Genomic DNA, 14,496 nt, shown 5'->3' with positions numbered 1-14,496 from the left:
CCAGCGTTCAACCGCGCGCGATTTCGGGCACCAGTTCCTTCAGCGCCACCACCAGCCGGTCGAGATCGGCGGGCGTAGTGAACAGCGCAGGCGTCACCCGCACGCAGGCACCATCGGCGAGGCCGGTGCGGTGGACCGTCATGATCCGGTAGCGATTGAACAGCGTGTCGGTGATCGCGACATTGTCGGCGACCGAGACATGGCCGGCAATCCGGAATGAGGTGATCGCGCCGAACGTCGCGGGATCATCGCCGACCATGATTTCGAGGCCCGATAGCCCCCGCAATTGCCGCACCCAATGGTTGCGCAGATATTGCAGCCGCGCGAGCTTCATCGGCACCGGCAGCACCGATGCCTGAAAATCGAGCGCGGTCGGCAGTGTCAATTGCGGCGCGAAGTCGACCGTGCCGAGATGCACCTTGGCCTGCACGTCGCCGGGTTTGGCATCGGTCGCTTCGGACGGCGCGGTCGCGATCTGCGCGGCCATGCCGGGGCGGCACCAGAACGCCGCAATGCCGACCGGCGCGCCGACCCATTTATGGAAGTTGAGCACGACATAATCGGCGCCAAAATCGGGGATCGCGAAGGGGCGCTGGAAGAAGCTCTGCGCGCAATCGACCAGCACCACCGCGCCTGCTACCTTGGCGAGCGCGGCGATCTCGGTGACCGGCACCACCATCCCGCTGCGGTGCGTGCCGTGGGTCAGCAGCACGAACTTGAGCCGCTTGGCGCGCTTGATTGCCTCGGCATAGACGGCGATCACATTGTCGCGCGTGGGCGCGCGCGGCAGCGCGACCTTGATTGCCTGCGCGCGCCGGGTCCGCGCCAGATAGGCCATCGCATTTTGCGAGGCCTCATAGTCATTGTCCGAATAAAGGATCGCGTCGCCCTCAGCCACGCCCTGAAACTGGCTGATCAGCGCCTGCAACCCTTCGGCGGCGTTGCGGCAAAAGCCCATGTCCTCGGGCTGCACGCCCATCGCCGCTCCCGCCCGCGCCTGTGCCACAATCTGGTCGCGCCGCATCGCGCGACGGGCATAGATGCTGGTATCGCGATTGAGCCGCGCGAGAATCTCGCGATGCGCGTCCGCCACCGGCGCAGCCATATTCCCCCAATAGCCATGTTCGAGCTGCGTCACTGGCCCCATCGCCGGATAGAGCTTGCCGATCCGCGCCCATGCCGCCTCGTCGTCGGGGGCGACAGTCGTCCTGCCGGGCGTCGTGGCCCCGACCGCAACCGACGGAGTGACCGCGACACCCGCCGCAAGCATCATCGCGTCGCGCCGTGACACTGCCATTGTGTTGTCCTTCCGGTTGTGTGGCTCGTTCACAGAAACAACTCCGCTGCCGCATCGATGATTGCCTGCGCGTCGAGCCGGTATTCGCGGTAGAGGTCGGGCAGATCGCCGGTCTGCCCGAAGCGGTCGATGCCGAGCGGTGACACCCGGTTGCCACGCACCCCGCCGATCCAGCTCAGCGTGCCGGGGCTGCCATCGATGATCGTCACCAGCCCCGCGGTCGGCGACAGCGCGCCGAGCAGGGTTGCGATATGCGCGGGTCCGCCCCCGCCGCTCCAGCGCGCCGCGCGCGCCGCCGACCAGCCGCGGTGGAGCAGATCGGGCGAGGTGACGGCCATCAGGCCGATACCGGGCAGATCGTCCTTGAGCTGCTCCCAAGCCTCCAGCGCCTCGGGCAGGATCGCCCCCGTGGCGATGATCGCGGCCTCGGCGCCCGGCGCGGGGCGCTTCAGCCAATAACCGCCCTTGATCGCGCCTTCCTCCCAGCGATCGTTCTCGCGGCTGACCTGCGCGATGCTGCGCGTCGACAGCCGCAGATAGACCGCACCGCCATCGGCGGCCTGCATGTGCCGGAACGCATGGCCCATCAGCAGCGCGACCTCGTCGGCATAGGCGGGCTCATAATAGGTCAGCCCCGGCTGGCCCATGCCGATCAGCGGCGAATTGATTGACTGATGCGCCCCCCCTTCCGGCCCCAGAGTGAGCCCCGAAGGCGTCGCCACCAGCAGGAAGCGCGCGTTCATGTAACAGCCGTAATTCATCGCATCGAGCCCGCGCGCGATGAACGGGTCATAGACCGTCCCGACCGGCATCAACCGCGTGCCGAACAACGGCGCAGAGATGCCCGCCGCCGCCAGCATCAGGAACAGATTGCTCTCGGCAATGCCCAGCTCGACATGCTGGCCCGCCGGTCGTGCCGCCCATTTCTGGGCGGAAGGAATGCGCGCGGCGGCGAAGACATCGGCGATGTCCTGCCGCCGGAACAGCCCGCGCTGGTTCACCCAAGCGCCGAGGTTGGTCGAGACAGTCACATCGGGCGAGGTGGTAACGATATGGTCGGCGAGTGGATGCCCCGACTTCGCCAGATCGAGCAGGATCTTGCCGAACGCCGTCTGCGTGGATTGCTCGTCCCCATCCGGCACTGGCAGCCGGTCGGGCACCGGCACTTCGGCAAAGGCGCGATCGGCGACCTTCACCTTGAGCGGCGACGCATCGACGAAGGCTTTGACGCTGGTCCGGGCGTTATCGCCCAGCCCCGACCAGGGCTGCCACTCTTCGCCCGCTGCAATGCCCATCTGGTCGCGCAAGGCTTCGATCTGGCCGGGGTTCATCAACCCGGCATGATTGTCCTTATGTCCTGCGAACGGTAGGCCATAGCCCTTGACGGTATAGGCAATGAAACAGGTCGGCGTATCATCGGCCGCCTGGGCGAAGGCATCGAGGATCGTCTCGACACAATGCCCGCCAAGGTTGGTCATCAGCCGCGCAAGCGCTGCATTGTCGTGCGCCGCCAGCAACGCGGCAACGCCCGACTTTCCGCCGATGTCGCGGGTCAGCCGCTCGCGCCATGCGGCACCGCCCTGATAGGTGAGCGCCGCGAAATCGGCATTGGGGCAGGCATCGATCCATTGTTCGAGATGCTGGCCGCCGGGTTGCTTGAACGCGGCGCGTTGCAGCTTGCCGTGCTTCAGTGTCAGCACGCGCCAGCCGCAGGTTTCGAAAATATCGTCAAACCGGTCGAACATCCGGTCCGCCGTCGTCGCATCGAGCGACTGGCGGTTGTAATCGACAATCCACCAGCAATTGCGGACGTCGTGCTTGTAAGCCTCGATCAGGCATTCGTAGATATTGCCTTCGTCGAGTTCGGCATCCCCCATCAGCGCGATCATCCGACCGGTGTCCTCGGGCGCGAGCTTGCCGTGCGCGACCAGATAATCTTGCACCAGCGATGCAAAGGCGGTGATCGCCACCCCCAGCCCGACCGATCCGGTCGAAAAGTCGATCGGGATCGCGTCCTTGGTCCGGCTGGGATAGCTCTGCATGCCGCCGAAGCCGCGAAACGCCTGCAGCTGGTCGAGGCTCTGCTGGCCGAGCAGATAATGGATCGCGTGCAGGATCGGCCCCGCGTGCGGCTTCACGGCGACGCGGTCATTGGGGCCGAGCGCCGCGAAATAGAGCGCGGCCATGATCGTCGAGATCGACGCGCACGACGCCTGATGCCCGCCGACCTTCAGCCCGTCGCGGCTCTCGCGCAAGTGATTGGCGTTGTGGATCGTCCACGATGCCAGCCAGCGCAACCGCGCATCGATGGTTTCGATCAGCGCGACCTGCTCGGGCGAGGGCAGTGCAAGCGGCGCAGCGACATCGGACGGGACGGTGTTCAAGGGGGTGTTTCCACTGGCCAGACGATGACGAAAGGATCGCCTTGCCTTAGGCGGCTGACCCGCAAACGGCAACGACTGCGCGCCCTTCTGGCCGCCGCAGCAGCGATCGGAATGCGCCGACTTCGACCATGTTTCGACTCGCTTGAGCCCGATCAGAACGCGTCGCCGCGCGCCCTTTCCTCCGACACGCGTCTCGTCGCGTCTCCCGTGCCCAAAATGGGTAATGCGCGTCGCAGAGCCCTTCGAAAGGGACGCCGCGATCGGCGCTGCCAGCACCGATCGTCCAAGCCGCTGTATCTCTAAGTAGTTTTTGAACGCTCGACGGAAACCGGTGGCAATACCGTCCTTGAACGCGTGGCTCAGACCCCGTTCGAAGGCCCTGAAATGGCGTCAAAACGCCAACATGAAAAAAATTTCATTAAGAAAGACCGCCTAATCCGCAGGCTCGACCTGAACACGGATGGGGCTGAGGGAAATGAGCATCAAGCGGAACGCCACGATCGGCGGTGGATTGATACTGGGCGCAATGGCGCTGGCAGGCGTCGTCGCATCGACCGAAATCAATCAAATTCGTTTCGGCGGCCCTATTCAGTTGAAGAACGCCCAGGTCAGCGATCTGGTCGCCGACATTCTGCCCCCACCCGAATATGTGATCGAGCCGTATCTCGAAGCGACACTGCTGGTGAATGATCCGGCATCATTGCCCGCGCGCAAGGCGCGTATGGTCGAACTGCACAAGCAGTTCGATGATCGTTTCGAGCATTGGCAGGGCAGCAACCTCGACCCGGCGCTGAAGCAGGCGCTGCTGAGCGAGTCTGGCGCTGCGGCGAAAAAATTCTGGAATGAATTCGAAAACACGCTGGTGCCTGCCGTCGAGCGCCGCGATGCCGACGCCGTCCGCGCCAGCTATGCGCGGCTGACAACGCTCTATGCCGATCACCGCCGCAAGATCGACGCGCTGGTCAGCGCTGCAACGGCTTTTCAGGCGAAGCTGGCAGAGTCGAGCAACGCGGTACTGTCGACCGCGATTGCGTGGCTGGTGGGTATCGGCCTGATGGTCTCGGGGCTGTTGATCGCCGGGATCTGGTATGTCGTTCGCCGTGCGCTGACGCCGCTCGCCGCAACGGCTGACGCGATGCAACGGATGGCCGCCGGCGATTTCGACGCGGTGGTGCCGGGTGCCGGACGCCGCGACGAAATCGGCACGATGGCGGCTGCTTTCGAAGTCTTCCGCGGCGCATCGCGCGCGCAGGCCGAAAGCGAAGCCAAGCAGCGTGCAGTGGTCGAGGAACTGGCCCGCGCGATGGACGCGCTTGCGGCCGGCGACATGACCTACCGCATCGAAACGCCGCTGGCGCCCGAATATGAAAGCCTGCGCACGGGGTTCAACAACTCGATCGAAGGGCTTGGCGAAATCCTGACCAGCGTGTCGGACACCGCGTCGAGCGTCCACAGCGGCGCGTCCGAAATCCGCGCGGCTTCCGACGATCTGGCGCTGCGCACCGAACAACAGGCGGCGAGCCTTGAGGAAACGGCTGCGGCCATGAACCAGGTGACGGCGATGGTACGCGATACCGCCAAGGGCGCGGCCGACGTCAACCGTTCGATCGACGAAGCGCATCGGGAAGCGAGCGAAGGCGGCGCGGTCGTCAAGCGCGCGGTCAGCGCGATGGGTGCGATCGAAAAGTCGGCGAACGAGATCACGCAGATCATCAATGTCATCGACGGCATTGCCTTCCAGACCAATCTGCTGGCGCTCAACGCCGGTGTCGAAGCCGCGCGCGCGGGTGACGCGGGCAAGGGCTTTGCGGTGGTCGCCAACGAAGTGCGTGCGCTGGCGCAGCGCTCCGCCGATGCCGCCAAGGACATCAAGGCGCTGATCACGACCTCGGCCGAACAAGTGAGCACGGGCGTCGCGCTGGTCGGTGAAACCGGCACGCTGCTCGACCGGATGGTGGCGCGCGTCGGCGATATCAGCGCGATGATCACGACGATCGCCGATTCTGCCGAGACACAGGCGACCAATCTGCAGCAGGTCAACGGCGCCGTCGGCGAGATGGACAAGATGACCCAGCAGAACGCGGCAATGGTCGAGGAATCGACCGCCGCCGCGCGCAGCCTCGCCAGCGAGGCCGAAGCGCTCGCCGATGTCGTCGCCCGCTTCAAACTCGGCGGCGAGGCCCCGGCTCGGCGTGCCGTTGCGCCGACCCGGCTGGCACCCCGGCGCAAGGCCCGCGCGCCGATGGTGACGGGCAATCTCGCGCTCAAGTCCGACCAGGACGACGACTGGTCCGAATTCTAGGCGAGGTTCAGCGGCGTGGCCCCTCCAATCCTGATCTTGCCGGCGCGCTGCGATCGCCAAGCTGCCGACGAACTGCTGCCGCGCCTGCGTGAAGCGGTGGCGAGCGGCGACGTTACGGTCGACGGCAGCGCGGTGGTCCAGATCGGCCAGGCAATGCTGCAATTGCTGCTCAGCGCACGCAAGACCGCCTCGGTACGGCGAGCCGCGCTGACCATGTCGATGTCCGACGCGATGCTGACCAGCCTCAAGACGATCGGCGCCGATCACCTGTTCGATAATGGAAACATGCGGTGACGAACGAGGAAATCCAGGCGATCTTCTTTATCGAATGCGATGAAGCGCTGGCCGCTGCCGAGGTCGCGCTCGATCGGTGCCGTGCGGGCGGCGCCGATCATGAGACCGTCAACGCCATTTTCCGCGCGGTCCATTCGATCAAGGGCGGGGCTGGGGCCTTTGGTTTTGAGGCGCTGCAGGCCTATACGCACGGGTTCGAAACGCTGCTGTCCGACGTGCGCGACGGGAGCGTCGCGGTCACCGAGCCGCTTGTTGCGCTGCTGCTGCGCGCGCTCGACTTGCTCGGCGATCATGTCGCCGCCGTCCGCCATGGCAGCGCCACACCCAACGACGCGGCACTGCTCGCGCAACTGGCAGCCGCGCAGGCGGGCACCTTGGCGGACGAAGCTTCCGCCCCGACCGATGATTTCGCCTTCGACCTCGACGCCATGCTCGGCGAGATCACCGCCGACATCGCTGCCAGTGCCGATTGGTCGGTGACCGTTCGTCCGCACGCCGGCGCGCTCGCCAATGGCGGCGAGCCACTGCTGCTGCTGCGCGAGTTGGTGGCGCTCGGCGGCGACAAATCGGCAATCACAATCGACGAGGCGGCGGTGCCCGAGCTTGGATCGTTCGATCCTGCCGAGGGCTATCTGTGCTGGACCGTCACCCTCCCCGGATCGGTTGAACGCGCCGCGATCGAGGAGATTTTCGATTTTGTCGGCGACGGCTGCACTGTTGCGATTGCCCGCGCCGGAGAGGAAGCGCCGCCGTCGGTGGCGCCGGTCAGCGTTAATCCGGCGCCACCGGTCCGGCCGGTCGCCATTGCCGCCGAGCCCGCCGCGCCTGCCGCCCCTGTTAGCGAAGCTGCCGCCCCGGCGACCGGTCACTCGATCCGCATCGATCTCGCCAAGCTCGATCGCCTGATCGATGCCGTCGGCGAGCTGGTGATCGCACAGGCGATGATGACCCAGCGCCTGTCGAACCACGGTCTTGGCGGGATCGAGGAGCTGGCGATGCTCGACGGGCTGACCCGCGACATTCAGGAAAGCGCGATGGCGATCCGCGCGCAGCCGATCGGGTCGGTGTTCAGTCGCGTGCCCCGTATCCTGCGCGAGCTCGAGGCATCGACCGGCAAGAAAGTCCGGCTCGAACTCGCCGGCGAAGCGACCGAACTCGACAAGACCGTGATCGAACGGCTGAGCGAACCGCTGACGCACTTGATCCGCAATGCGGTGGACCACGGCATCGAACCCGTCGCCGACCGGGTCGCGGCCGGCAAACCGCCCGAAGGTCTGCTGAGCCTGTCGGCCGAGCATCGGTCGGGCCGGATCGTCATCCGCATCGCCGACGATGGTCGTGGGATCAATCGCCCGCGCGTCCAGGCCAAGGCCGTCGAGCGCGGCCTGATCGCCGCCGACGCCGTGCTGAGCGACGAGGAAATCGACAATCTGATCTTCGCGCCCGGCTTTTCGACGGCAGAGACGCTCTCGAACATCTCCGGGCGCGGCGTCGGCATGGATGTCGTGCGCCAGAATGTGAAGGAATTGGGCGGGCGCATCTCGATCGAATCGCATCCGGGCCGGGGATCGGTGTTCACGCTCGCGCTGCCGCTGACGCTCGCCATTTCGGATGGCATGATCGTGACCGTCGGCGATCAGACGCTCGTCGTCCCGCTCGCCCATGTCGTCGAAAGCCTGCGGCCCGAACCGCGCGACGTCCAGCATCTGGGCGCGGGTCGCGCAATGCTCAATGTGCGCGGGCAGTTCATCCCGATCCTCCCCCTTGAAGGGCCGGTCGGCGCGCGCGGCGCGATTGCCGATCCGACCCAGGCCGTGCTGATCGTCGTCGATACCGAGGCAGCCGGTCAGGCCGCGCTGCTCGTCGACACGATCTGTGACCAGCGCCAGTTTGTCATCAAGAGCCTCGACACGCATTACCGCCCGGTCGACGGCGTCGCCGGCGCGACGATTTTGGGCAATGGCCGGGTTGCGCTGATCATCGACGTCGATGGCCTTGTCGCGGGCGCGGTGGGCGAAGCCGCCCCGCTGCGGAAAGCCGCATGAACGCGCTCGCCGAAGCCTTTGAAAAGCTGCCGGGCATTGGCAGGGGCGTCTATGCCCCCGCCGATTTCGAAGCCGTGCGCAAGATCGTCCACCAGTCGGCGGGGATCGTGCTCGTACCGGGCAAGGCAATGCTGGTCTATTCGCGGCTGGCCCCGCTGGTGCGCAGCACCGGCTGCGGCACCTTCGCTGCCTATGTGAAGCGGATCGAAGCCGATGATGCCGAGCGGCGGCGGGCGATCTGTGCGCTGACCACCAATCACACCTTCTTCTTTCGCGAGCAGCACCATTTCGACCATCTGGGCGCTCAAGTGCGCCCGGCGTTGCTGAAGCGCGCCTATCGGGGCGAGCCGGTGCGCATCTGGTCGGCGGGCTGTTCGAGCGGCGAAGAAACCTGGTCGATCCTGATGACGATGCTGGGCGCCGAGCGCGGCATTGCCGGACGGCTGGGCGCCGCCGATTTCCTGTTGCTGGCGACCGACATCGCCGACCATGCCCTGGCGTCGGCAGCGGCAGCGCAATATCGCAGCGAGACGCTCGACGCGGTGCCGGGCGACTTGCGGCGCGCGTGGCTTCGCGAAGCCGATGGTCAGGCGACGATCGCCGACGAGGCGCGCGCGCTCGTACGCTTCAAGTCGCTCAATCTGCTCGGCGACTGGCCGATGGCGCGGCCGTTCGACGTGATCTTCTGCCGCAACGTCATGATCTATTTCGACCATGCGACCAAGGAACGGCTGGTCGATCGGTTCGCGCGCCAGCTCGCGCCGGGTGGACACCTTTACATCGGCCATAGCGAGCGCGTGACCGGCCCCGCCGAGCGGCTGCTGACGCAGGTCGGCCCGACCATCTACCGAAAGGACGCCGCATGACGATCCGGGTCCTGATTGTCGACGATTCGCCGACGATGCGCGCGCTGCTGACCGAATTGCTGCGCGCCGAACCCGACATTAGCGTGATTGGCGCCGCTGCCGATGCGGCCGAAGCGCGCACGATCATCCGCGAGCAAAGCCCCGATGTCGTAACGCTCGACATCGAAATGCCGGGGATGAACGGGCTCGATTTCCTTCAGAAAGTGATGCGGCTGAAGCCGACGCCGGTCATCATCGTATCGGGGCTGACGCGCGATGGCGCCGATGCAACCGTGCGCGCGCTCGAAATCGGCGCGGTCGATTGCTACGCCAAGCCCGACGGCAGGATCGGATCGCTGCTCACGACCGACGGTGGCCGCCTTGCCGCCCTGATTCGCAGTGCCGCCCGGGTTCGGCTCGGCGACCGCGTGCTGGCGCCCGTCGCGCCTGCACCGACGAACAGGGAGAGCGCGCCGGTCGCGCGCCGGGACCGCGCGGCGCTCATCGCAATCGGCGCATCGACTGGCGGCATCGAGGCACTGCAGATCATGCTCCAGCATTTTCCCGCCGATTGCCCGCCGACCGTGATCGTGCAGCACATCAACGGCCATTTCGCCGATGCGCTTGCCCGGCGGCTCGACCAGCAATGCGCGCCCAAGGTCACGATCGCCGAGCCCGACCTGCCGCTGAAACTGGGGCATATTTATCTGGCGCCGGGCAATGAACGGCACCTGCAGGTGCGCGGATCGCCAGCGCACCCGATTGCGAGGATGCGTGCGGACGACAAGGTTTCGGGTCACCGCCCGAGCGTCGACGTGCTGTTCCGTACTGTCGCCGAGTCCATCGGCGACCAGGCGGTCGGCGTTCTGCTGACCGGCATGGGGTCGGACGGCGCGCAGGGATTGCTGGCAATGGCGCGCGCTGGCGCCGCCACGATTGCGCAGGACGAGGCGACCTCGACCGTGTTCGGCATGCCCAAGGCAGCGATTGCAATCGGTGCGGCGGGCGTGGTCGCCCCGATCCACCGGATCGCCGATCATGTCCTCGCGAGGGCAGCGTGATGCTGTATCAGCCGATCGACACCGCCGCCTCCGCACCGCGCCCGCCCGTCCGCCTCACGGTGATGCAGGGTCAGGCGCGCGTCAGCGGCGATCCGCGCGTCGAACTCACGACCGTGCTGGGCAGCTGCATAGCCTGCTGCCTGTTCGATCCGACCAGCAATGTCGGCGGCATGAACCATTTTCTGCTCTCCGAACCCAAGGGTGGGCGCGGCGTCGACGAACATTACGGCGCCTATCTGATGGAAGTGCTGATCAACGAGATGCTCGCTTATGGCGCCAGCCGCATGGCGCTGCGCGCGCATCTCTATGGCGGCGCCAATATGCATAGCGGCATGACCCGGATCGGATCGGCCAATGCTGCCTTCGCCGTCAATTTCCTTGAGCAGGAACGCATCCCGCTCGTCCGCTCGTCGCTCGGCGGCGTGCGTGCGCGCCGGGCCGACTTCAGGCCGGCGCACGGTCAGGCACGCTTCCGCTTCGTCGATGAAAGCTTCGCTCCGCAACCCACCCCAACGCCGGCCGCTTCCCGCGGCGATGTCGAACTCTTTTGATGAGGGAAATGCCATGATGACCTCGCCGAACGCCGCGACCCGCATCCTGACGGTCGATGACAGCGCGACGATGCGCAGCCTGTTGAGACATGCCCTGCAGAGCCAGGGGTTTGAGGTGGCGCAGGCCGAAGACGGTGTCGCTGCGCTCGACTGGCTGGCGAGCAACGATTGCGATGTCATCATCACCGACATCAACATGCCGCGCATGGACGGGTTCGGCCTGATCGAGCGCGTCCGCGCCGGCGGGCCGCATGTCCACCGGCCCATCCTCGTCCTGTCGACCGAATTCTCGGACGAGAAGAAAGCCCGCGCGCGCAGCGCCGGCGCGACCGGCTGGATCGTGAAGCCCTTCGACGCCGAAAAGCTCGCCGCCGCGGTTCGCCGCGTCACGCACTGAAATTGGGGGAAGATGTTATGACGATGCGTCAACTCATCACGTTCGAAGTCGAATCGCAGGTTTTCGGCATCGACATCATGGCCATCCGTGAAATCCGCGCCTGGACGCCGACCACGCGACTGCCGCACGTGCCGCATTATGTCGCGGGCGTCGTCAATCTGCGCGGCACCGTGCTGCCGGTGGTCGATCTCGCCGCGCGGCTGGGCTGGCGCGCGACCGAGCCGACCGCGCGCCATGTCATCATCGTCACCCAGATCGCCGGACAGTTCCGCGGGCTGATCGTCGATTCGGTCAGCGACATCGTGACTTTCCCGGTCGCTTCACTCCAGCCGCCGCCCGCGACGGGCGATGCCGTGGTCAGCTTCCTCGAAGGCCTCGTCTCGATCGACGAGCGCATGGTGATGGTGCTCGACCTGCCATCACTCACTGACGCGCATGTTGCCGCCGAAGCGGCTTAGCCGACCTCCTGCTTGCTGAAAGACCTTTCCAATGGCCGTTACCAAAGTCCTTGTCGTCGATGATTCAATTACCATGCGCGCGCTGTTCACCCACGCGCTCGAACGCAGCAAGGACATCGTCGTCGTGGGTGCTGCCGACAGCGCTGACGAAGCCCGCCAATTGATCGACGAATTGCGGCCCAATGTACTGACGCTCGACGTCGAAATGCCGGGAATGAACGGACTCGATTTCCTGGCGGAACTGATGGAAACGCGGCCGATCCCGGTGGTCATGCTGTCGACGCTGACGCAGAAAGGCGCCGATGTGTCGTTGCGCGCGATCGAACTCGGCGCCGTCGATTGCTTTCCCAAGCCGCAGCGCGCGACGCCCGACGAATTCGACAAGATTTCGGGCAAGCTGTGCAAGATCGTGCTGACGGCAGCCAAGACCAATCTGGCCGTGCGCAAGCTGCCGACGCCTGCTGCGCCCGTCGCAGCCCCGGCCGATTATCGCTGGGATGGCGAGCTGATGGCCGTCGCCGGCGGCATGGGCGCGATCGAGGCAGCGACCGACATGCTGTGCGCGCTGCCCGCCAACTGCCCGCCAACGATCGTCTCGCTCGCCATCGACGAAGGCCTTGGCGAGCCCTTTGTCGCGCGCCTTGACCAGAATGCCGCCGCAAAGATCAAGCTCGCCGCCGACGGTGACCTTCTCGAGCCCGGCGTCGTCTATGTCGCGATCGACCCGCGATTCCACGCCGTCGTCGATCGCTGGCCCGAAGGGCGCCTCCGCCTCGTCGATTGCGATCCGGTGAACGGCGTCCGCCCGTCGGCTGACCTGCTGTTCGGCTCGGTGGCAAAGACGGCGCTCAAAAAGGCGATCGGCGTCGTGCTGTCGGGCGATGGCAGCGACGGCGCGGTGGGCATTGCCGCCATTCGCGCGGCGGGTGGTGTCTGCCTTGTCCAGGATCCGGCAACCGCGCTGGTGCCGACAATGGCAGAAGCGGCGATTGCCCGCGGCGTGACTGCCATGGCTGCGCCTGCACAGCTCGCCGCTCAGGCCTGCCCGGCGAGGAGCGAATGCCTTGCTGCCTGATCGCGCCCATCTGGAAATCATCGCACGCGAACTGGCAGCGATTGCCAACGACATCGAAACCATCGGCGCGCAACTGTGCAGCGACGATGCGGTCGTGTCCGCGCATGCGACATCGTTGCAGGCGATCGACCTGATCAGCCAGCGGCAAATGGCAATCGCGCGGCTGATTGTCGCCACCGACTTTGACGCAGCGCTGGCCGCATGCACCTTGGGCCGCACCGTCGAGCTGTTCGAGGATCAGCGCAGCTAGGGAAGCGCCGGACGGTCGCTTAACCGTCCGGCGCATCGGGTTCAGGCGGCGAGCGCGACGTCGACGACGGGGAAGTCGATCGGGGTCAGCGCGACATTGTTGGTGAAGTTGGTCAGCACATTGTGCGCGACATTGGCGATCACTTCGATGATCTGCGCGTCGCTCAGGCCGTTCGCGCGCGCAGCGGCGACTTCGGCATCGCTCAGCTGGCCGCGGGTTTCGGTCACGCGCCGGGCGAGCGCCGCAATCGCATGGTCGATGCCATCGTCAGCCTGACCGGCACGCGCCGCGCGCACGCCTTCGGGCGACAGGCCGGCGCCCTTGCCCATCAGCGTGTGCGCCGACAGACAATAGTGACATTCGTTGACCTGCGCGGTCGCGAGCGCGACGATTTCGCGCTGCTTGGCGGTCAGCACGCCCTTGGCAAGCTCGCCCGCAAAGGCGAGGTTGGCGTTGAGAACGGCAGGCGAATGAGCGAACACTTTGAACAGGTTCGGCACCATGCCGATCTGCTTCTTGACGGCGTCGAGCGTGGCGGCGGTGGCGGCGTCGACGGTGTCGACATTGACGGGATTGATGCGGGTCATCGTGAAATTCCTTGTTGGGCCGTGCGGGTTGCACACAGGCTCAATGGCGGATTATGAGCGACTATTGGTGCCAACTAGTTTGCAGATCGTACCATGGACCAGTTTGATGCCCTGTTCGGCCAGTTCACCCCGACCGCGCGGGCCTTTTTCGCGGGCAATCTGTGCCAGGCGATCGGCTTCGAAAATCCGGACGGACTGGGCTATCTGCACATCCTGAAGGGCGGGCGGCTGCGCGTCAGCGGCGCCGGCCAAGACGCGATCGACATCGACGAGCCATCGGTGCTGGTCCTGCCGCGCAACGCGCCGCATGCGTTCGAAGTCGATGTCGATCGCGGGGCCGATCTTGTCTGCGCGACGATCCAGATCGGCGGCGGGCTCGGCAATCCAGTGGCGGCGGGGCTGCCCGATCTGATGGTGATCCGGCTTGCCGACATCGCCAATCTTGCACCGACGCTCGATCTGCTGCTCGACGAAGCCTTTGCGGCGCGCGACGGTCGCCAGGTCGCGCTCGACCGGTTGTTCGAATATGTCTTCGTCCAGCTGCTGCGCCATATCATCGCAAGCGGCGCCGTCACGAGCGGGGTGCTGGCGGGGCTTGCCGATCCGCGGCTGGCGCGGGCGATCACGGCCATGCACGAAGGACCCGGGCGGGCTTGGTCGCTCGAGGACCTTGCTGAGCGGGCGGGCATGTCGCGCACGCGCTTTGCCGCCCATTTCCGCAGCGTCACCGGCACCACCGCCGTCGACTATCTGACGCGCTGGCGGATGACGGTGGCGCAGAATCTGATTCGGCGGGGCAAGCCGATCAAGTCCGTCGCGACCGCCGTCGGCTATGACAGCCCCGCCGCACTGTCGCGGGCCTTTGCGAAGGTGGTGGGCGAATCGCCGCGGCAATGGGCGGCGGCCAATGTCGGGCGAGACACCATCGATGGACCGCCCCCCCGATAACC

Annotated in this window: 14 protein-coding genes; 11 read left to right on the top strand and 3 right to left on the bottom strand. The window is 66.0% G+C overall.

What is annotated here, in order from left to right; all coding sequences use genetic code 11:
* Window positions 1–7: 7 nt before the first annotated feature.
* Complete coding sequence (locus tag AX672_RS11265; RefSeq protein ID WP_066651433.1) at window positions 8–1,297, bottom strand: aminotransferase class V-fold PLP-dependent enzyme; 1,290 nt, start codon at window positions 1,295–1,297, stop codon at window positions 8–10.
* A 29-nt stretch (window positions 1,298–1,326) separates the two neighbouring features.
* Window positions 1,327–3,642: a transketolase gene (locus tag AX672_RS11260; protein ID WP_066651564.1), complete on the bottom strand. Its 2,316-nt coding sequence runs from the start codon at window positions 3,640–3,642 to the stop codon at window positions 1,327–1,329.
* Between the two features lie 514 nt (window positions 3,643–4,156).
* Between AX672_RS11260 and AX672_RS11255 the strand changes: the two genes are divergently transcribed.
* From AX672_RS11255 to AX672_RS11210, 10 genes are read left to right on the top strand one after another with little or no spacing between them, the layout of a single operon-like run.
* Window positions 4,157–5,983: a methyl-accepting chemotaxis protein gene (locus tag AX672_RS11255; protein ID WP_066651431.1), complete on the top strand. Its 1,827-nt coding sequence runs from the start codon at window positions 4,157–4,159 to the stop codon at window positions 5,981–5,983.
* A gap of 15 nt (window positions 5,984–5,998) precedes the next feature.
* Window positions 5,999–6,277 (top strand): STAS domain-containing protein, encoded by a 279-nt coding sequence (locus AX672_RS11250; RefSeq protein WP_066651430.1) that lies wholly within the window; start codon window positions 5,999–6,001, stop codon window positions 6,275–6,277.
* Window positions 6,274–8,322, top strand: a complete 2,049-nt coding sequence (locus AX672_RS11245; protein WP_066651427.1) for a chemotaxis protein CheA — start codon at window positions 6,274–6,276, stop codon at window positions 8,320–8,322. The genes AX672_RS11250 and AX672_RS11245 overlap by 4 nt, the downstream gene beginning before the upstream one ends.
* Window positions 8,319–9,188, top strand: coding sequence for a CheR family methyltransferase (locus AX672_RS11240; protein WP_066651426.1), 870 nt, complete (start codon window positions 8,319–8,321; stop codon window positions 9,186–9,188). The genes AX672_RS11245 and AX672_RS11240 overlap by 4 nt, the downstream gene beginning before the upstream one ends.
* Window positions 9,185–10,228: a protein-glutamate methylesterase/protein-glutamine glutaminase gene (locus AX672_RS11235; protein WP_066651425.1), complete on the top strand. Its 1,044-nt coding sequence runs from the start codon at window positions 9,185–9,187 to the stop codon at window positions 10,226–10,228. The genes AX672_RS11240 and AX672_RS11235 overlap by 4 nt, the downstream gene beginning before the upstream one ends.
* Complete coding sequence (locus tag AX672_RS11230; protein WP_066651424.1) at window positions 10,228–10,779, top strand: chemotaxis protein CheD; 552 nt, start codon at window positions 10,228–10,230, stop codon at window positions 10,777–10,779. Before AX672_RS11235 ends, AX672_RS11230 begins: the two co-directional genes overlap by 1 nt.
* 13 nt (window positions 10,780–10,792) lie before the next feature.
* Window positions 10,793–11,176, top strand: a complete 384-nt coding sequence (locus AX672_RS11225) for a response regulator (RefSeq protein WP_269454048.1) — start codon at window positions 10,793–10,795, stop codon at window positions 11,174–11,176.
* Window positions 11,177–11,193: 17 nt separating this feature from the next.
* Window positions 11,194–11,634: a chemotaxis protein CheW gene (locus AX672_RS11220; RefSeq protein ID WP_066651423.1), complete on the top strand. Its 441-nt coding sequence runs from the start codon at window positions 11,194–11,196 to the stop codon at window positions 11,632–11,634.
* 31 nt (window positions 11,635–11,665) lie between these two features.
* The gene (locus tag AX672_RS11215) at window positions 11,666–12,709 is read left to right on the top strand and encodes a chemotaxis protein CheB (RefSeq protein WP_066651422.1); all 1,044 of its coding nucleotides are present in this window, start codon (window positions 11,666–11,668) and stop codon (window positions 12,707–12,709) included.
* Complete coding sequence (locus AX672_RS11210) at window positions 12,699–12,959, top strand: hypothetical protein (protein WP_066651421.1); 261 nt, start codon at window positions 12,699–12,701, stop codon at window positions 12,957–12,959. The genes AX672_RS11215 and AX672_RS11210 overlap by 11 nt, the downstream gene beginning before the upstream one ends.
* A gap of 41 nt (window positions 12,960–13,000) precedes the next feature.
* Here AX672_RS11210 and AX672_RS11205 read toward each other — a convergent pair whose 3' ends face one another.
* On the bottom strand, window positions 13,001–13,546 hold the full coding sequence (locus AX672_RS11205) for a carboxymuconolactone decarboxylase family protein (protein WP_066651420.1): 546 nt from the start codon (window positions 13,544–13,546) through the stop codon (window positions 13,001–13,003).
* A 93-nt stretch (window positions 13,547–13,639) separates the two neighbouring features.
* Here AX672_RS11205 and AX672_RS11200 point away from each other — a divergent pair, with 93 nt between their 5' ends.
* Window positions 13,640–14,494, top strand: coding sequence for a helix-turn-helix transcriptional regulator (locus tag AX672_RS11200; RefSeq protein WP_066651418.1), 855 nt, complete (start codon window positions 13,640–13,642; stop codon window positions 14,492–14,494).
* The last annotated feature ends 2 nt before the right edge of the window (window positions 14,495–14,496 follow it).

The sequence above is a fragment of the Sphingomonas sp. CCH10-B3 genome (genome assembly GCF_001556185.1).
In the GTDB taxonomy this organism is placed as follows: domain Bacteria; phylum Pseudomonadota; class Alphaproteobacteria; order Sphingomonadales; family Sphingomonadaceae; genus Sphingomonas; species Sphingomonas aquatica.
The sequence above is the reverse complement of the archived record's forward strand: the minus strand, read 5'-3'. Positions and strand labels throughout refer to the sequence as shown.